14 protein-coding genes are annotated in these 17,289 nt (G+C 72.4%); 8 read left to right on the top strand and 6 right to left on the bottom strand.

Annotated features, from left to right (window positions below; translation table 11 throughout):
* The first annotated feature begins 15 nt into the window (after nucleotides 1–15).
* From R6Y94_RS10315 to R6Y94_RS10305, 3 genes are all read left to right on the top strand, one after another.
* Entirely contained in the window at nucleotides 16–591 is a 576-nt protein-coding gene (locus R6Y94_RS10315; RefSeq protein ID WP_318395577.1) for a DUF642 domain-containing protein, read from the top strand.
* Nucleotides 592–814: 223 nt separating this feature from the next.
* The gene (locus R6Y94_RS10310; protein ID WP_318395576.1) at nucleotides 815–1,273 is read left to right on the top strand and encodes a hypothetical protein; all 459 of its coding nucleotides are present in this window, start codon (nucleotides 815–817) and stop codon (nucleotides 1,271–1,273) included.
* A complete protein-coding gene (locus R6Y94_RS10305; RefSeq protein WP_318395575.1) occupies nucleotides 1,273–1,593 on the top strand; it encodes a transcriptional regulator in 321 nt (106 codons plus the stop codon). The genes R6Y94_RS10310 and R6Y94_RS10305 overlap by 1 nt, the downstream gene beginning before the upstream one ends.
* 66 nt (nucleotides 1,594–1,659) lie before the next feature.
* On the opposite strand, the gene R6Y94_RS10300 is transcribed toward R6Y94_RS10305, so the two are convergent.
* Complete coding sequence (locus R6Y94_RS10300) at nucleotides 1,660–1,818, bottom strand: hypothetical protein (protein WP_318395574.1); 159 nt, start codon at nucleotides 1,816–1,818, stop codon at nucleotides 1,660–1,662.
* Between the two features lie 479 nt (nucleotides 1,819–2,297).
* Between R6Y94_RS10300 and R6Y94_RS10295 the strand changes: the two genes are divergently transcribed.
* The gene (locus R6Y94_RS10295) at nucleotides 2,298–4,190 is read left to right on the top strand and encodes an adenylyl cyclase (protein WP_318395573.1); all 1,893 of its coding nucleotides are present in this window, start codon (nucleotides 2,298–2,300) and stop codon (nucleotides 4,188–4,190) included.
* Nucleotides 4,191–4,260: 70 nt separating this feature from the next.
* Here the strand turns inward: R6Y94_RS10295 and R6Y94_RS10290 are convergent, their stop codons facing one another.
* Nucleotides 4,261–8,796, bottom strand: a complete 4,536-nt coding sequence (locus R6Y94_RS10290) for a glycoside hydrolase family 2 TIM barrel-domain containing protein (protein WP_318395572.1) — start codon at nucleotides 8,794–8,796, stop codon at nucleotides 4,261–4,263.
* A 359-nt stretch (nucleotides 8,797–9,155) separates the two neighbouring features.
* Here R6Y94_RS10290 and R6Y94_RS10285 point away from each other — a divergent pair, with 359 nt between their 5' ends.
* Nucleotides 9,156–9,578, top strand: a complete 423-nt coding sequence (locus R6Y94_RS10285) for an AfsR/SARP family transcriptional regulator (protein WP_318395571.1) — start codon at nucleotides 9,156–9,158, stop codon at nucleotides 9,576–9,578.
* A gap of 333 nt (nucleotides 9,579–9,911) precedes the next feature.
* Here R6Y94_RS10285 and R6Y94_RS10280 read toward each other — a convergent pair whose 3' ends face one another.
* Nucleotides 9,912–10,493 (bottom strand): TetR/AcrR family transcriptional regulator, encoded by a 582-nt coding sequence (locus R6Y94_RS10280; protein ID WP_318395570.1) that lies wholly within the window; start codon nucleotides 10,491–10,493, stop codon nucleotides 9,912–9,914.
* Nucleotides 10,494–10,600: 107 nt separating this feature from the next.
* Here R6Y94_RS10280 and R6Y94_RS10275 point away from each other — a divergent pair, with 107 nt between their 5' ends.
* Nucleotides 10,601–11,104 (top strand): MarR family winged helix-turn-helix transcriptional regulator, encoded by a 504-nt coding sequence (locus R6Y94_RS10275; RefSeq protein WP_318395569.1) that lies wholly within the window; start codon nucleotides 10,601–10,603, stop codon nucleotides 11,102–11,104.
* Nucleotides 11,101–12,786 carry an MDR family MFS transporter gene (locus R6Y94_RS10270; RefSeq protein WP_318395568.1) on the top strand — a complete coding sequence of 562 codons (1,686 nt, stop codon included), beginning with the start codon at nucleotides 11,101–11,103 and terminating at the stop codon, nucleotides 12,784–12,786. The genes R6Y94_RS10275 and R6Y94_RS10270 overlap by 4 nt, the downstream gene beginning before the upstream one ends.
* Nucleotides 12,787–12,942: 156 nt before the next feature.
* Here the strand turns inward: R6Y94_RS10270 and R6Y94_RS10265 are convergent, their stop codons facing one another.
* The 3 genes from R6Y94_RS10265 to R6Y94_RS10255 are packed head-to-tail and all read right to left on the bottom strand — an operon-like array spanning nucleotide 12,943 to nucleotide 14,948.
* Entirely contained in the window at nucleotides 12,943–13,098 is a 156-nt protein-coding gene (locus tag R6Y94_RS10265) for a hypothetical protein (RefSeq protein WP_318395567.1), read from the bottom strand.
* A gap of 48 nt (nucleotides 13,099–13,146) precedes the next feature.
* Nucleotides 13,147–13,794 carry a response regulator transcription factor gene (locus R6Y94_RS10260; protein WP_318395566.1) on the bottom strand — a complete coding sequence of 216 codons (648 nt, stop codon included), beginning with the start codon at nucleotides 13,792–13,794 and terminating at the stop codon, nucleotides 13,147–13,149.
* Complete coding sequence (locus R6Y94_RS10255) at nucleotides 13,791–14,948, bottom strand: sensor histidine kinase (RefSeq protein ID WP_318395565.1); 1,158 nt, start codon at nucleotides 14,946–14,948, stop codon at nucleotides 13,791–13,793. Before R6Y94_RS10255 ends, R6Y94_RS10260 begins: the two co-directional genes overlap by 4 nt.
* Nucleotides 14,949–15,132: 184 nt before the next feature.
* Between R6Y94_RS10255 and R6Y94_RS10250 the strand changes: the two genes are divergently transcribed.
* Nucleotides 15,133–17,289, top strand: a complete 2,157-nt coding sequence (locus R6Y94_RS10250; RefSeq protein WP_318395564.1) for an MMPL family transporter — start codon at nucleotides 15,133–15,135, stop codon at nucleotides 17,287–17,289.

Below are 17,289 nucleotides of genomic sequence, written 5' to 3'. Positions count from 1 at the left end.
GGCGCGAGCCTGGCGGTGTGCCTGACCGCCCTGCTGGCCCTCCTCACCCCGAGTCCCGCCAACGCCGCCGTCGTCTTCGTCGACGGCTTCGAGGAACCGGCCATCTCCAACGACTTCGTGACATTCTCCGCCGGGCAGCAGCTCGGTCCGTGGACCGTCACCACCGGCACAGTCGACCTGACCCAGGACTGGCAGGACGCGGAGGGCGACCAGTCACTCGACCTCAACGACAGCAGCCCGGGCACCGTCGCCCGTAGCGTGCCGACCACCCCGCTCACCACCTACCGGGTCCGGTACGCCCCGGCCGGTAACCCCGACGGCGGACCCCTGCTCGCCACCGGCACGGTCACCGCCAACGGCCAGACCATCGACAGCTCCACCTTCGACACCACCGGTCGGACGCCGTCCGAGATGGGATTCGTGTACCGGACGGCCTACTTCACCAACCTGATCTCCGGCTCGACCACCATCCGGTTCGCCAGCAGCACGCCGAGCGTCTACGGCCCGGTCATCGACGCCGTACGCGTCGAGAGCTGCCTGCTTGTCATCTGCCCGGCGAGCGCGACCAGGACGGCCATCCGGCTCTCCTAACCGGCGGCGGATGGAGACAGGACGACCATCCGGCCCTCCTGGCCGCGGCGGATACAGATCGGCAGACAGTCGGGGTGACCGGCGGCATGCCGGTGGAGACGGTCCGGGGATCCGGCTCGTTGTCGACCAGGTTCGCGTGCCGCCGGTCCACCAGGTCGGCTCGGCGATCGCCAGGTACTTTCCTCGGAGGAAAGTACCCCTGTTGGGGAGAGGTGGAAGGTTGATGACTCCTGACGACGCCCAGGCGGCGCTCGACGACATCCGGAAGCGGCATGAGCAGTCCCGCGCCGAAGAGGTGCGGCACAGCTCGTCCCCCTTCTATCTGGGTGTCCTGGCGTCGGTCGTGCTGCTCTCCTACGCCTCGCACGACCTGCCCAATCCGTGGGGTGGCGCGATGCTGTTCCCGGTGGTCATGCTGCTGGCGTTGCTGGCGTTCGTCTATGTGCGCAGGGCGCCGGTCCTCCGCAAGCCCAGCTCCGGCGAGCTGCTCGTAGGGGTCGCTTCCGGGATCGTCCTCGCAGCGGTGCTCCAGGGCTTGGCGGCGGCCGCTCAGGCGGGCGGACTTCCGGCCCCGCACCTGGTCGCGGCCGCCGTCGGATCAGTGGTCTGCCTGCCGATCGCCGCTCGTGCCTGCCGGGGCGCCGGGGCGCTGATACGGCACCGGGCGGGCCGGCAGAACTGATGGACCCCGACTTCGACGAGTTCCTGCACGTCCCGGCCCGGTTGACAATCGTCGCACTGCTGGCACCCGCGAGTTGGACGGAGTTCGGCTTCATCCGGGACTCGGTCGGCACGAGCGACTCGGCCCTGTCCAAGCAGCTCTCCGCGCTCGCCGCCGAAGGCTACCTCGAGGTACGCAAACAGCCAGGGGCGGGCGCGCGACGCACCTTGGCGCGGCTCACCCCGCACGGCCGGAAGGCGTTTCTGGCCCACGCGGCAGCGCTGGAACGGATCGCCATGGCCGCGCGGGCACCACAGCCGGCCGACTCGGACATCGCCTAGCCAGTCCGGTACGCGCTCTCTCGGTGATCTGCGGCCATGGGTCTGCGGACACGAGCCGGACAGCGCTCAGAACGCCATTCCGTGCCGCCGGTCGCCGAGAACCCGTTCGCAGTTCTCCTGTTCGGCGCGGGCCGAGAACGGCTCGTCGTCAGGGGACGCCGACGCCGTCCGCGCCTCGTCGCGCTGCCCCGCCCCCGCCCGCCCGGCGTCGTTCTCGTCGGTCATGGGTCGCTCCTCCCGCCGCTTCGGCCCGGACTTCGGTTTCCGGCACCGACGATCCGCCGCTAGCGGCGCAGCGGCAAGCAAACTTGCCGACTCGGCAAACCGGCTGGTTCGTCCGGCTGGTTCGTCCGGGTCGACGGGAACCGCGCGCCACGACGAGGGCCCAACGGCCGGGAGAAGGCGACGCCGTGGCCGAGCAGACCCGGCAACGGACCGACGGTCGCGCGGGGGTGCCGGGGCATCAACCCCGCTCGTCGGATGGCGTACCGGGCGCGCAGCCGGTAGAAACATCTCAACCCATCTTCGTGCAGTGCCGTGGTGCCCGTCGGACAGTCGAGAGAGCGCTCTCAGAGACCGCCGGAGGCATCCGCCACCGTCCGAAGAGGTGCGTCAACGCCCGACCCCGCACCACCGCAGCAACCCCACCCCGTCGCTGCGCCCGGCGCTCCCGGCCCGGCCAGCGGAAAGGACGGACGAACCGCATGACGACCCACTCCCCCGGCCTCCGGCGGCGCCCCGCGCGCCACCGGTTCCGTCGGGCGCTCGTGCTCGGCCTCGTGCTGGCCACCGTCACCACCTCGACGGACGTGCCGGCCAACGCCCACCCGCCCCGGCCCGGCGCCCCGGACCTCGGACGCAACGTCACCGTCTTCGACCCGAGCATGCCGGTCAGCGAGATCCAGGCGACGCTCGACGCGGCACACGCCCGGCAGGTCAACAACGAGATGGGCACCGACCGGTACGCGTATCTGTTCAATCCGGGCAGCTACGGTAGCGCCGAGCAGCCGCTACAGATCAAAGTCGGGTACTACACCGAGATCTCCGGACTCGGCGCCTCGCCCACCGACGTCGTGATCAACGGCAAGGTCGAGGTCTACAACCGCTGTCTTGAGGGCGGCGGCACCGGCAACTGCATCGCCCTGGTCAACTTCTGGCGTACCCTCTCCAACCTGTCCCTCAACATCGTCGCGGCAGGCCAGGACGACTGCCGGGCGTCCGCGAACTTCTGGGCCGTCTCCCAGGCGGTGTCGCTGCGCCGGATGAACATCGGCGGCGGCGGACTGTCGCTGATGGACTACTGCACCGCCGGCCCGCAGTACGCCAGCGGCGGCTTCATCGCCGACTCGCGGCTGCCCGCCACCACCAACGGCTCCCAGCAGCAGTGGCTGACCCGCAACACCGAGGTAGCGAGCTGGTCCAACGCGGTCTGGAACCAGGTCTTCGCCGGTGTGGTCGGCGCCCCCGACGACGCCGGGTTCCCCGACCCGCCGTACACCACGCTGGAGAGCACGCCGCGCAGCCGCGAGAAGCCGTACCTCTTCGTGGACGCGAAGGGCAGCTACCAGGTACGGGTACCCGCCGCGCGGCAGGACACCCGGGGCATCACCTGGGGTGCCGGCCTGACCCCGGGCCGGACCGTCCCGCTGCGGGACTTCTTCGTCGCCCGGCCGTCCGACCCGGTACACGTGCTCAACCGGGAGCTGGCCCGCGGCCGGCACCTGCTGCTCACCCCCGGCGTCTACGACGTCGCCCGCAGCATCGAGGTCAAGCGCCCCGACACGGTGGTGCTGGGCATCGGGCACGCCACCCTCACCGCCGTGAACGGCGCCACCCCGCTGGAGATCGCCGGTGTACCCGGCGTGGTGGTCGCCGGGCTCACCGTGGACGCCGGCCTGCGGGAATCGCCGGTGCTGCTCCGGGTGGGCAGCCGGCACGGCCGCAGCCACAGCACCCCGAACAACCCGATCACGCTCTCCGACGTCTACTTCCGGGTCGGCGGGCCGCACATCGGCCGGACCAACATCGCGCTGGAGGTCAACAGCGACCACGTCCTGATCGACCACACCTGGGTGTGGCGCGGCGACCACGGCGTCGAGGGCTTCACCGAGGGCGTCAACGGTGACACCGACCGCTGGCGGACCAACACCGGCCGGTACGGCGCGGTCATCAACGGCGACCACGTCACCGCGACCGGCCTCTTCGTCGAGCACTTCCAGCGCTACAACACGGTCTGGAACGGCGAGGACGGCACGACGATCCTCTACCAGAACGAGCTGCCGTACGACCCGCCGACCCAGGCGGACTGGATGAACGGCGAGGTCGAGGGCTGGGCCGGTTACAAGGTCGGCGACCGGGTGAAGCGGCACACCCTGCACGGTGGGGGTGTCTACGTCTTCAACCAGAACAACCCGTCGATCCACACCGAGAACGGCTTCGAAGTGCCGGAGGCGCCGGGGGTGCGGCTGCACCACATCATGACCGTCAACCTCAGCGCCGGCACCATCGACCATGTGGTCAACGGCGTCGGCGGGCCGGCCGACACCACCCGGGTCGGCGCACCGGTCTACCTCGCGGAGTACCCGGTGGCACCGTAGCCGGGCACCGGCGGCCGGCCGGGGTGTCCGGCCGGCCGCCGATCGCGGGCGAGGACCAGCTCGACCGGCGTCAGGAGCAGGTCAACCGGGCGGCTGCCCAGTCGCCGTGGTCCTCACCGTTGCCGTTGCCGCCGTCGGTGATCCGCAACTCCAGCCGCTGGCCGCCGGTGACGTCGGCGGAGATCCGCTCGGGCCCGGCCGCACCGGTCAGCACCCCGGTCGCGGCCCGCCGCTCGCCGTCGACCCAGACCTCGAAGCCGACCGAGCCCCCGTCCACCTCGTCGTCGACCCCGACGTCGGCCCGGAACGCGCGGCATCCGCCGGCCAGGTCGACCACGATCCGCGACGGTGCGTGCGCCCCGATCCCCTTGTCGTACGTCGTCGCGCCGATGCGCAGCGGCCCCCCGTCACCGGCCGGCTGCTCGCCGTTGCTCATGTCCCGCTCCACCGGCCCCCACCCGTTCTCGGCCACCAGGAACGGCAGGTCGCTCACCCAGCGGTCGCCCGGCCGCAGCGGGGCGCGTACCGTCGTGCGGGCCTCGACGGTGCTCGGGAAGCCGTTGCCGACGGCGTCCACCGTCGCGGTCAGCTCGTAGCTGCCGTAGTCGGTCTCCGGCGGCGCGGTGACCGTGAAGACCGCCTCCTCGGGTGTCCCGAACGCCACCTCGGCCAGCGGGACGGCAGCCGGGCTGACGGTCCAGCCGGCCGGCGCGGCCAGCCTCACCACCGCGTCCCGCAGGCCGTCGGCGCACCGGGCGGTGACCGTGACCGCGACCCGCTGCGGTTCGCCGGGGCGGATCTCCGCTCCGGCCGCCAGCGCGACCTCCGGCGGGCAGGGCGCGGCCGTCCGGGAGTCGGGTACCCCGCCGGCCCGGATCTCCCGCCCGGTCAGCGGGCGCAGCGTCAGGGTGTACTCGTGCGACCGGTCCGCCGGCACCCGGTACTCGTCCAGCACCGAGTTCGGCGTCTCGCCCATCCCGGTCTCGCCGGCGGCGGCGTGCAGCGTCACCCAACCCCGGTTACGGACCAGCGGAAGCTGGAAGTCGTACTCGGCGCGGGCCAACTCGTCGTACGGGGTGACGCTGACGTCGAGGTCGGCGCCGGTGGAGCTGCCGACCAGCAGTCCCTGCCGGCCGTCGGTCAGCGACGCCCACCGAGCCCCGGTGTGGTTCCCGTACGCCTGCGGCCGGGAGTAGCGCACGTACTCCTCGTGCACAGTGCTGCGCCAGACGCCGGTGAAGGCGCCCCGCTGCCGGTCGTTGTAGGTCTCCTGCGGGCCCCGGCCGTACCAGGCGAACCGCTGCATCGAGTCCGGCACCCGGACCTGCAGGCCGACCCGGGGCAGGTAGGGCAGTTGCCCGACGCCCGCCCCGCGCGGCGTGACCCGGTGTTGCAGGGTGATGGTGCCCCGCCCGTCGATCCGGTAGCGCATGGTCTGGTCGATCTCGAAGGTCGCCGAGCCCCGGGCGACACTGCGCACCTCGACCACCGCCGCACCGTCCTGCGTGGCGGACGACACGCCGGTCACCTCGGTCCGCAGCCGGTCGAGGCCGAGCGCGTGCCAGATCTCCCGGTCGGCAGTGCCCCAGCCGTACGTCTCGTTGCTGGTCGGCGGCCGGTAGACGTCGAGTTCCGGACCGGTACGCAGCAGTTCCCGCCCGCCAGAGGTCATCGAGCGCAGGATGCCGGTGCCGGTGTCGAACCGGTACCGCCAACCGGGACCGGAGACCAGCACGGTCTCGCCGTCCCGAGTCAACCTGGGGGCAGCGCCGGCCGGTGCCGACGGGAGTACGCCGGGCACCACCCGGCCACCGGCGGCGAACTCGTCCCAGCCATACCGCACACCGTCGGTGCCGATCGCCTCCAGCCGCAGCCGGCGCTGCCGGTCCTGCGGGTTCGGCGGCGCGGCACCGAGGGCGAGGTCGACGGTCTGACCCGGGCCGAGCCGCAGCGAGCGGGTGCCGGACCGGAGCGTCCGGTCCACCTCGACCAGTGACCAGCGCAGCCGCAGGTCGAGCGCGGCCGCCGGCTGCTCGTTCTGCACCCGGACCCGGCCCGTCGCCGCGTCGTCGGTGCCGAACCGGACCGGCGCGTGCGCCCAGGCCACCTCGACGGTCTCCGGCTGGAGGTAGCGGTCGGTGCCGACCAGCCCGTCCGTGCCGGAGAGGCTGAGCCCGAGGCTGTCGAACTCGCCGCGCGGCTGCGCCCGGTCGAAGTCCAGGGCCAGTGCGGCCCGGTGCACCGGGTCGGCGACCAGCTCGTCGGCGGTCAGCGCCGCGCCGTAGACCCGGACGTCGTCGACCAGCCCCCGGGCCAACCGGGTACGCAGGTCGTCCTGCTGGGTGGCGGCGTTGCGGCCGACGTTCACCTCGGACAGCCCCGGGTCGAGGGCACCGGAGCGGGCGAGGCTGCCGACCTCGACGCCGTCGACGTAGAGCCGCAGGGCGGTGCCGTCGTAGCCGCCGCTGACCCGGTGCCAGTCGTCGTACCAGTTCGCCGGCACCGGCGCGGCCACCGAAGCCCAGCCGGCATCGGTGCTGACCCCGAACTCCAGGGTGGTGCGGTCCCGCATCTGCAGGGCGTACGCCCGGCCCTTGGTGACGACCGGGAAGCTGCCGGCCCACTCGCCGGGTCGTACCCAGGCATCCAGGGTCACCGCCCCGGTGAGGTCGAGCCGGGGATCGCGGAACACATCGACGAAGTCGTCCAGGCTGGACAGTGCGACCGCCTTGCCACGCCGCCCCTCGACCAGGGACGGCTTGCCGACGAAGAACGCCTGGATCCGGTTGGCTGACGAGTCCGGGGTGAACAGCAGCGGCTGGCGCAGGTTGGCCTCGGCCCAGTCCCAGACGAAGCCGCCCTGTAGCGACGGGTAGCGCCGGGCGAGCGCCCAGAACCGGTCGAAGTTGCCGACGCTGTTGCCCATGGCGTGGGCGTACTCGCCGAAGACCACCGGCCGGGTGGTGGTGCCGGCGATGGACTCGACGTACCCGGGAGTCGGATAGCGCGGCCCCCACACGTCGGCGTACGGCGCGTCGCCGTTCGGGTTATTGGACTGGTGGTAGAGCAGCCGGGTGGGCTCGTTGGCGTCCGCCCACTCGGCCATCGCGAAGTGCGCGGTGCCCAGACCCGCCTCGTTGCCGGTGTCCCAGATGATCACACTCGGGTGGTTCTTGTCGCGATGCACCATCGCCTGGAACCGGTCCGCGAACGCCGCCTGCCACTCCGGCCGGGAGGCGAGGCAGTTGTTCGGGCAGTTCTCGTGGGAGTGGGTCTCGATGTCCACCTCGTCGGCGATCCACAGCCCGTGCCGATTGGCCAGGTCGTAGAGGTAGGGGTCCGAGGGGTAGTGCGAGGTGCGGACCGCGTTGATGTGCAGGCTCTTCATCAGCGCGACGTCGCGGCGCTGCGCCGCCCGGCTGACGTGCCGGCCGGTCTCCGGGTCGGTCTCCGCCCGGTTGGTGCCCTTGATCAGGATGCGTTCGCCGTTGACCAGTAGTTGCGCGTCGCGCACCTCGACCTCACGGAAGCCGACCGCCTGCGCGGTAGTGTGCACCAACCGGCCGTCCGGGTCGAGCAACTCCAGCACCAGCGCGTACAGGTGCGGCGCGTCCGCGCTCCACTTCGCCGGGTCCCGTACCGTGGTGCTGAGCGTGCCCTGCCCGGTCATCGCGCTGACCGTCCGGCCGGCGGCGTCGCGCAGGGTGCCCCGCACGGTGTACCCGTCGGCCGGGCCGGCCAGCGCGACCCGGGCGGTGAGGGTGGCGTCCCGGTACCGGTCGTCCAGGTCGGTGGTGACGTACGCGTCGCGCAGGTGGGTCCGGGGCGTGGCGTACAGCCAGACGTCGCGGAAGATGCCGCTGTAGCGCCACTGGTCGACGTCCTCCAGGTACGCCCCCGAACCCCACCGGTGCACCTGCACCGCGACCCGGTTGGTGCCCGGGCGCAGCGCGTCGGTCACGTCGAACTCGGCCGGGGTGTAGCCGCCCTGGTCGTAGCCGACGTAGCGGCCGTTGACCCAGACGAAGTAGCCGCTGGTGACGCCCTCGAAGCGCAGGAACGTCCGCCGGCCGGACCAGGACGGTGACACCTCGAAGGCGCGCACGTATGCGCCGGTGGGGTTGACGTCCCGGGGCACCCGGGGCGGGTCGTCGGGCCAGATCTCCTCGGGGATGTTGCGGAACATCGGGTGGTCGACGAAGTCGGACTGCCAGGTGTGCGGCACCGTGGCGGTCGGCCAGCCGGAGACGTCGTAGCCCTCGGCGTGGAAGCCGGCCGGCACCTCGCCGGGGCGGTCGGCGATGGTCAGCCGCCAGTCGCCGTTCAGCGGCAGCATCCACGGCGACCGGGCACTGTGCTCGGTGATGTCGGCGGCGGCGGTGCGGGCGTCCGGGTACGGGCGCAGCATCGCGTGCGGCGACTGCTGCCCCTCACCGGTCATCCCGGGATCCTCCAGGTAGCGGTAGACGTCCTCGACGGTGACCGGACCGCCGGCAGCGGTGGTGCTGCCCCGGCGCTCGGCGGCGTGCACGGCGGCCGGCGGCAGCACACCGGGCACCAGCAGGGCGAAGAGGGTGAACCCGGCGAGGACTCCTCGTGCTGGCATCAACACCCTCCCACCCGGATCTCGACAGATCCGCACAGAGACCGAAAATTATCAACTCTTCCTAACATCCAGAAGTGACGATATTCAAGAGACTCGGGTTCTCGACCGGGCCGGACCGCAGGGGCCGGTCGACCGGGGTTCCCGTCGGCCAGCACCTCGGTCACTGGCCTCCCGCGCTTCGAGGTGGAAGGGCCCGTAGCGAGCCGAGGTTGTCCAGTCAGGATCGGAGTTGGCGGACCACTGCGGCGAAGTGCACCTGGACGGTTGCCGAGACCGTTACCGACGACAACCGGACATGCCACTGCGGAAGTGACGTACCCACGGAATAGACTCGAAAAAATCCTTGCGGGGGGCAAGGGATGCGCTTCGGGATTCTCGGACCACTTGAGATCCGCTCGGCTCGTGGTCCCGTTCGGATCGGTTCCAACCGGCAGCGGGCACTGCTCGCCGCCCTGCTCGCCGCCCTGCTCGCCGCCCTGCTGGTCCACCCGGCCCGGTCCGTCGCGATCGACGAGCTGGTGGAGGCGGTCTGGGGGCCGGCCGCGCCGGAGAATCCCCGCGCCGCCGTGCACACCTGCGTGACCCGGCTGCGCCGCAGTCTCGACGGGGCCGGCGCCGAACCGGTCCGGATCGAGCGCCAGGTCGGCGGTTACCGGCTGGTGATCGACCCGCAGGACGTCGACGTCAGCCGGTTCGAGGCGGCGCTGCGGCGGGCCGAGACGGCGAGGGAGGCGGCGGACCAGGCGACCACTCGGCTCTGGTCGCCGAGTTGCACGGCCTGACCGGCCGGGATCCGGAGGCCCGGGCACACCGGCCGGTCCGTCCGGCACCGCGGTTTCCGAGGCTCAGCCGGACCCGGTGATCCGGGCGAGGGCGGCCGGGCTGCGGCTGATGGAGGCGACGGCCCTGGTGCTGCGCGCCCGAGTGCGGCTACGAGAGGGCCGGGTCGACGACGCGTCGGACGACGCGGAGCTGACGCTGCACCGCGAGTCGGGATGCCGGCTCGGCCAGGCCCCGGGCGCTCGGCCTCCCGGCTCCGGACCCCGGTGTCACCGATCCCGGACCCCGGTGTCACCGGCCCCGGAGTCCGCCGGGCGACCGGGCCGGGCCACCGGTCATGGAGTCACGTAGCCGAGGGCGGCACGCACCAGTTCGACCAGGGGGCGCTCCGGATGGTCGGTCCAGTGTTGGGTCGCCGCGCGAAGTGCGTGCAGGAACGTCCCGGCGAGTACCCGGGCGCGTAGCGGGGTCTCCGGCGCCTCGGGCAGGCGACGGGCGATCTCGGCGGTGAACTCCTGCTCAACGGCGCCGTACGCGGTGATCTGGTGGGCGGCGAGGCTGGGATGGTTGCGGATCAACCGCCGCTGGGCCAACCACAGCGGGTCGAGGCCGTCGCTCTCCCGCGCCAGTTGTTCGGCAGCCCGGGTTAGCGCGGTCCAGGGCGGCTCGTCGAGCGGCTGGGCGTGCACCAACTCCAGCAGACGCCGGATTCGCACCAGATCGGCATGGAAGAGAGCTTCTTCCTTGTTCGCGAAGTAGTTCGAGAACGTTCGGCGGGACACGTCGGCGGCGTCCGCGATCGCCTCCACGGTCACCCGGTCCGGTCCCTGCTCGGCGGCGAGCCGGAGCGCCGCCCGGTGCAGTGCTTCGCGCGTCGCAGCCTTCTTGCGCTCCCGCCGCCCCACCGTCTCATCCATCGGGAACAGCCTACGTGGCGGTGATTCATTTCTCAAAGCGAAAACTTGCGCAGTGAGCAGTGATTCGAAATCCTTGCGTGTGACAACCAACCGACCGAGGAGGCGAGGTGGACACCACCGCTCGGCACACCGAGCTCGGTGACCGGCTCCGCGACCTGATGTCGGCCATGCGGCTGATCCGGCACCGACGCGCGATCGAACGGCCGGCCGTGCCGTCCGGCCTGGTCGGCATGCTGTTGCAGATCGACGAGTTGGCCGACGAGGCGGCCGGCTGCCACGCCAAGGAACTCGTCGGCCGGTCCGGACTCGACCCGTCGACGGTCAGCCGGGCGGTCGCCGCGCTGGTGGCGCGGGGCCTGGTGACCCGGCGCGCCGACCCGGCCGACCGGCGGGCGAGCTTCCTCGTGCTCACCGACGAGGGGCGTACGGCACTGGCCGACGCCCGCGACTGGTACGGCGACCTGCTCTGCGCCGCGCTCGCCGACTGGAGCCCGGCGGAGATCGACGCACTGACCAGCGCGCTCGACCGGTTCGTCACCGACATCCAGGGCAGCCTCGACCGGGCCCCGGGACAGATCAACCCTCAAGGAAAGCTGGAGGCCGCGCGATGAGCGCACCGACAACCCTCGCACCCGCGCCGCAAGCGGAGCCGATGACCCATCGGCGCACCCTGGAGGCGCTCAGCGGCCTGCTGTTGGTGCTCTTCGTCGCGATGCTCAGCAGCACCGTCGTCTCGACCGCGCTGCCAAAGATCATCGGAGCGCTGAACGGAACGCAGACCCAGTACACCTGGGTGGTCACCGCCACCCTGCTCACCGCGACCGCGACCACCCCGATCTGGGGCAAGCTGGCCGACCTGTTCAACAAGAAGGCCCTGGTCCAGACCGCCATCGTGATCTTCGTTCTCGGCTCCGTGGTGGCCGGGCTGAGCCAGAACGCCGGTCAGCTCATCGCCGCCCGCGCCTTCCAGGGCATCGGGGTCGGCGGGTTGCAGGCCCTGGTCCAGGTGGTGATCGCCGCGATGATCCCGCCCCGGGAGCGCGGCCGCTACAACGGCTACCTCGGCGGTGTGATGGCGCTCGCCACCGTCGGCGGACCGCTGCTCGGCGGGCTCATCGTCGACACGTCCTGGCTCGGCTGGCGGTGGTGCTTCTTCGTCGGCGTACCGATCGCGATCATCGCCCTGCTCGTCCTCCAGGCCACCCTTCACCTGGTCACGGTCCGCCGACAGAATGTGAAGATCGACTATCTCGGCGCCACCCTGATCGCCGCCGGGGTCAGCGTGCTGCTCGTCTGGATCTCGTTCGTCGACGGCTCGTTCGACTGGCTCTCCTGGCAGACCGGTGCCATGGTCGGCGCCGCGCTGGTCCTGCTCGGCCTCGCCGTCGTGGTCGAGGCCCGCGCCGCCGAGCCGGTCGTACCACTCGACATCGTCCGGCAGGGCACCACGGCACTGTCGATCGTCGCCAGCCTGGCGGTCGGGATGGCGATGTTCGGCGGCGCCGTCTTCCTCGGCCAGTACTTCCAGATCGGCCGTGGCTACAGCCCGACCGAGGCCGGCCTGCTCACCATCCCGATGATGGTCGGGGTGCTCGCGTCGTCGATCGTCGCGGGGCGGCTGATCACCCGCAGCGGACGGATCAAGCCGTACATCGTGGTCGGGGCGATCCTCCTGGTCGCCGGTTTCCTGATGCTCGGCACCATCGACCATCAGACGTCCCTGGTCTTCATCAGCGGGGCGATGCTGCTCGTCGGGATCGGGGTGGGAATGACCATGCAGAACCTGGTCCTCGCCGTGCAGAACGCCGTACCGCTGAAGGACATCGGGGCGGCGAGTTCCTCGGTCGCGTTCTTCCGCTCACTCGGCGGCACCATCGGGGTCTCCGTACTGGGTGCGGTGCTCGCCCGTCGAGTCACCGAGCAGATCACCCAGGACCTGACCGCAGCCGGTATCCCGGCGTCCGGAGCGGGCAGCGCCGGCGGCAGTCTCAACCTGTCCGGGCTGCCGGACGCCGTCGCGCACATCGTCCGCAACGCCTACGGCGACGCCACCGGGCACATCTTCCTGATCTCCGCGGCGATCGCGGTAGTCGGGGTGATCGCCGCCGCCCTGCTCAAGCCGGTCACCCTGCGGACCAGCCTCGACCTGCCGGACCCGGCCACCAGCGCGGCCACCGCGGCGGGTGCCATCGACGGCGCCCCGATCGACGGCGCCCCGCCGGCCACCGACCCGGCACCGGACGCCGGTGGCGACCCGACGCTGACCCCGCACACCGGTGGCCGCCGGCCGTGACCCGGCCGGCGGGCACCGCACGGTCCGGACGACCAGCCCCACCGGGCTGGTCGTCCGGCGTCGGCCCCAGGCTCCAGCCCGGAAGCACGCAGGCGCCCCGCACAGGCTGCCCGACGCATCGTCGGCTCGACGACTCCACCATCGTGTTCCAGAACATCAGCTCGTAGTCGCGCAACAGTCGGCCGTACCGCCGGGTGTGCGGAGCGGCCGTCCCGCGTCCAGCCCGGCCTGCGCCGCGTCGACCGCCTGCCGCTCCAGCTCCGGCGGGGGCGAGACGAAGAAGCCCAGGAAGGCACAGGCGTCGTCGTCCAACCCGTACCGGTCACGCAGTGCCCGGACCAGCGTGGCATGTCGCGGCCGTCACCGGCCGGGCACGATGCCGGCGTCGTAGGCCCGGACGATGGCGCCGGCCCGGTCCCGGACGCCGAGCTTGAGAAAGATCGCCGAGACGTGTCCCTTCACGGTCCGCTCGCTCAGGTGCAGCGTCCCGGCGATCTCGACGTTGTTCGCGCCCGACGCCACCAGGCGGAGCACCTCCAGCTCGCGGCCGGTCAGCGCGGCCACCGAGGACGCCGGCCGGCCCGCGCGGCGGCCCCGGACCAGCGCCAGCACCCGGGCGGCAACCTGTGGGTCGAACCACGAGCCGCCCCGGGCGGTGACCCGGATCGCGCCGACCAGTTCCGCCGCAGGCGCGTCCTTCAGCACGAAACCCGCCGCGCCGGCCTCGATGACACCCCAGAGCACCTCGTCGTCCCCGAACGTGGTCAGTGCCAACACCGGCGGGGCCCCCTCCACTCCGGCCAACCGCCGGGTCGCCTCGATCCCGTCCAGCACCGGCATCCGGATGTCCATCAGCACGACGTCCGGGCCCAGCCGACCCGCGAGGTCGACGCCGGCCCGACCGTCGGCCGCCTCACCGACGATCACGAGATCGTCGTGGGTCGACAGGATCAGCCGCAGTCCCGCCCGGACGAGTTCCTGGTCGTCGACGAGCACGATCCGGATCACCCAGGCACCTCCACGCCGGTACGCCGCACCGGCAGCGACGCCTCGACCAGCCAACCGTCGCCGTCCGGTCCGGCCGACACGGTGCCGCCGAGCGCGTCGACGCGCTGGCGCATGCCGGCCAGGCCGGTGCCGCCGCCCCGACCGCTCGGGGTGGGGGTCCGGGCCGGGGCGCCGTTGCGTACCGACACCGCGAGGCGGTCAGTCTGCCGGACGATCCGGACCACCGCCTCGGCCCCCGGGGCGTGGTGCCGGACGTTGCTGACCGCCTCCTGCACGATCCGGAACGCGGCGAGCCCGGTGTAGGTGTCGACCGACCCGAGGTCGCCGACCAGCTCGGTGCGGACCGGCAACCCGGCCTCGGCCGCACCCCGGACGAGGTCGACGATGTCCGCCGCACCGGGCAGCGGCGGTTGCGCCCCGCCACTCTCGCCCGGATCGCGCAGCAGGCCGACGATCGCCCGTACGGACTGGAGACTGTCCCGGCCGACCTGCTCGGCCCGGTCCAGCGCCTCGGCCGCAGCCGCCGGGTCGCGGTCCAGCACCTGTCGGGCGCCGACCAGGTTGAGCAGCACGACAGTGAGCCCGTGCCCGACCGCGTCGTGCACGTCGTGCGCGATCCGGCGGCGCTCGGCCGCGGCTGCCGCCACGTCGAGCCGTTCGTGCGCCTCGGTCAGCGCGGCGACGAGTTGCCGCTCCCGCCGGAGGATACGGCCGATCAACCAGGTGAACAGCGTCCCGGTGCCGAAGAAGACGACGGCGGGATAGTCCTCGCGCCACTCGCCGTCGACCGCGACGAGCACCACCGGCACGGCAGCCGCGCCGACCACGGCCACCGTCTCGGCCGGCCACGACCGGCCCATCGCCGCCAGCCAGGCCACCGCGAGCATGGCCAGGAAGATGGCGCCCGGCGCGTCGTACCAGAAGGTCACCAGCGCCGGCACGCCGACGCCGAACGCCGCCATCGGCCACGGCCCGACCCGGACCTGGCCGGCCAGCAGCGCCCAGGGCAGCAGGGCGACGACGAGCGTACCGACCAGGCCGACGGTGATGCCGGTGGTCAGGAAGACGAGCAGCGCCGCCACCAGGGCCGCGAGCGGAAAGGCCAAGCCGGTGGTGAACGAACCACCCCAGGCCCGCAGCCCCGTCTGCTCCACGCCCGCAGACTACCGCCGTGCCGGGTCGGTCGACCCCGTCCCCGGGTACGCCCCGACCCGGTCTCCGGTACGGGTCCGGCTCCTGCCCGGGCCCGTACGGAGGCGTTCGCCGGTCCGATGTGGCCGGACGGGCCCGGAACAGACCATGGCGGGCAGTCCCTTCCCGCCACCCCAGGAGATCGCCGTGTTCAACAGAATCGGTCACTTCGTCGTCCACCGCCGCCGGGTGGTGCTGGCCCTGACCGTCCTCTTCGTCGTCGCCGCCGGTGCGGCCGGATCCGGCGTCTTCGGCCAGCTCGGCGGGGGCGGCTTCGCGGACCCGGAAGCCGAGTCGACCCGGGCCGAAGCCTTCCTGGCCGAGGTCGGCGCGCCCCGACCCGAGTTGGTCCTGCTGGTCGGGGCCGCCGACGGCGCCGGGGTGGACGACCCGGCGGTGGCGGCGGCCGGCACGGCGCTGATCCGGGAACTCGCCGACGATCCCGGGGTGCTCGGGATCAGCTCGTACTGGTCGACGGGCGGGCAGCCGGCGCTCCGCTCGACCGACGGCGACGCAGCGCTGGTCGTGGTCGACCTGGCCGGCGACGAGGAGCAGGGCGAGGCGGCCGCGGCCGGTATCGCGGCGGAGTACGCCGGAGATCGCGGCCCGCTCACCGTCCGGGTGGGCGGCGGGTACACGATCGACGAGGCCATCGGCGAGCAGCTCGACAGCGACCTGGTCCGGGCCGAGCTTATCGCGGTCCCCGCGACACTCCTTCTGCTGCTGTTCGTCTTCGGCGGGATCGTGGCGGCGACCCTGCCGCTGGCCGTCTCGGTGGTCGCGGTGCTCGGCGCGCTTCTCGCGCTGTCCGGCATCGCGCGACTCACCGACGTCTCGGTCTACTCGATCAATCTGATGACCGGGCTCGGGTTCGGGCTGGCGATCGACTACTCGCTGTTCATCCTGAGCCGGTTCCGCGAGGAGTTGGCCGCCGGCCGGCCGACGGAGGAGGCGGTGGTGCGGACCGTGCGGACCGCCGGCCGTACGGTGGCGTTCTCGGCGCTCACCGTGGCCGTCTCGCTCTCGGCGCTGCTGGTCTTTCCACTGTCCTTCCTGCGGTCGTTCGCCTACGCCGGAATCGCGGTGGTGGTCTGCGCCGCGGCCGGGGCCCTGCTGACCCTGCCGGCCCTGCTGGCGACCCTCGGCCCGAGGGTGAACGCCGGGTCGCTGCGGTCGCGCCGGCGTACGGCCCGGCTCACCGGTGGGCGGGCCGGCGAGGCTGGACGGCCGGCCGGGCCGGGCTTCTGGTACCGGCTCTCCGGTGCGGTGATGCGCCGGCCGGTACCGGTCGCGACCGGAGTCGTCGTCTTCCTGCTGGCGCTCGGCATCCCGTTCCTCGGCGTCGACCCGGGGCTGCCGTCGCACCAGGCGCTGCCGCCGTCCAACGAGGCCCGGCAGGTCGTCGAGGCGATCGAGCGCGGGTTCGCCGGCAACCGCACCGAGGAGTTCGGGATCGCCCTGCCCGGCGTCGACGCCGACGGCGCGGACGCCGGGTTCGTAACGGCCTTCGCCGGCCAGGTCGGCGCGGTCGACGGCGTCGCCGACGTGACGCCGCACACGGCGCCGGGCGGCGCCTGGCTGAGCGTGGTCCCCGCCGTGGTGCTGCGCTCGGCCGAGGGCGAGCGGCTCGTCGAGGAGATCCGGGCGCTGGACCCGCCCTTCGACTTCGGTGTCGGAGGTGACGCGGCGGAACTCGTGGACGCCAAGGCCGCCATCGGCGACCGGCTGCCGCTGGCGCTGGCGCTCATCGCGACGGCCACCGCGATACTGCTCTTCGCCGTCTTCGGCAGCATCCTGGTCCCGGTCAAGGCGATCCTGCTGAACCTGCTGTCCCTGACGGCGACCTTCGGCGCGATGGTGTGGATCTTCCAGGAGGGGCATCTCTCCGGGGTCCTCGGCTTCACCGCCACCGGCCAGCTCGACGTGTCGATGCCCATCCTGATGTTCTGCGTCGCCTTCGGCCTGTCGATGGACTACGAGGTCTTCCTGCTCTCCCGGATCAAGGAGGAGTACGACCGCACCGGCGACAACGCCCAGGCGATCGCCGCCGGGCTGGCCAAGACCGGCCGGCTGATCACGGCCGCGGCCGTAGTGCTGGCCGTCTCGTTCGCGGCCTTCGGAGTCAGCGGCATGAGCTTCCTGAAGCTGATGGGAATCGGCCTCGCCCTGGCGATCCTGGTGGACGCCACCATCATCCGTGGGCTGCTGGTACCGGCCGTCATGCGACTCGCCGGCCGGGCGAACTGGTGGGCGCCGGCCCCGCTCAGCCGGCTCCACCGGCGCTGGGGCCTGCGGGGGGACTGA

The organism is Plantactinospora sp. KLBMP9567 (genome assembly GCF_033446045.1).
Taxonomy (GTDB): domain Bacteria; phylum Actinomycetota; class Actinomycetes; order Mycobacteriales; family Micromonosporaceae; genus Plantactinospora.
This window is presented reverse-complemented; position numbering and strand designations above follow the sequence as displayed.

What these genes read in the sequence shown, in the direction of transcription:
- R6Y94_RS10310 (WP_318395576.1), top strand. Translation starts at nt 815, where the DNA reads ATGACTCCTGACGACGCCCAGGCGGCGCTCGACGACATCCGGAAGCGG.
- R6Y94_RS10305 (WP_318395575.1), top strand. Translation starts at nt 1,273, where the DNA reads ATGGACCCCGACTTCGACGAGTTCCTGCACGTCCCGGCCCGGTTGACA.
- R6Y94_RS10290 (WP_318395572.1), bottom strand. Translation starts at nt 8,796, where the DNA reads ATGCCAGCACGAGGAGTCCTCGCCGGGTTCACCCTCTTCGCCCTGCTG.
- R6Y94_RS10300 (WP_318395574.1), bottom strand. Translation starts at nt 1,818, where the DNA reads ATGACCGACGAGAACGACGCCGGGCGGGCGGGGGCGGGGCAGCGCGAC.
- R6Y94_RS10295 (WP_318395573.1), top strand. Translation starts at nt 2,298, where the DNA reads ATGACGACCCACTCCCCCGGCCTCCGGCGGCGCCCCGCGCGCCACCGG.
- R6Y94_RS10280 (WP_318395570.1), bottom strand. Translation starts at nt 10,493, where the DNA reads ATGGATGAGACGGTGGGGCGGCGGGAGCGCAAGAAGGCTGCGACGCGC.
- R6Y94_RS10270 (WP_318395568.1), top strand. Translation starts at nt 11,101, where the DNA reads ATGAGCGCACCGACAACCCTCGCACCCGCGCCGCAAGCGGAGCCGATG.
- R6Y94_RS10285 (WP_318395571.1), top strand. Translation starts at nt 9,156, where the DNA reads ATGCGCTTCGGGATTCTCGGACCACTTGAGATCCGCTCGGCTCGTGGT.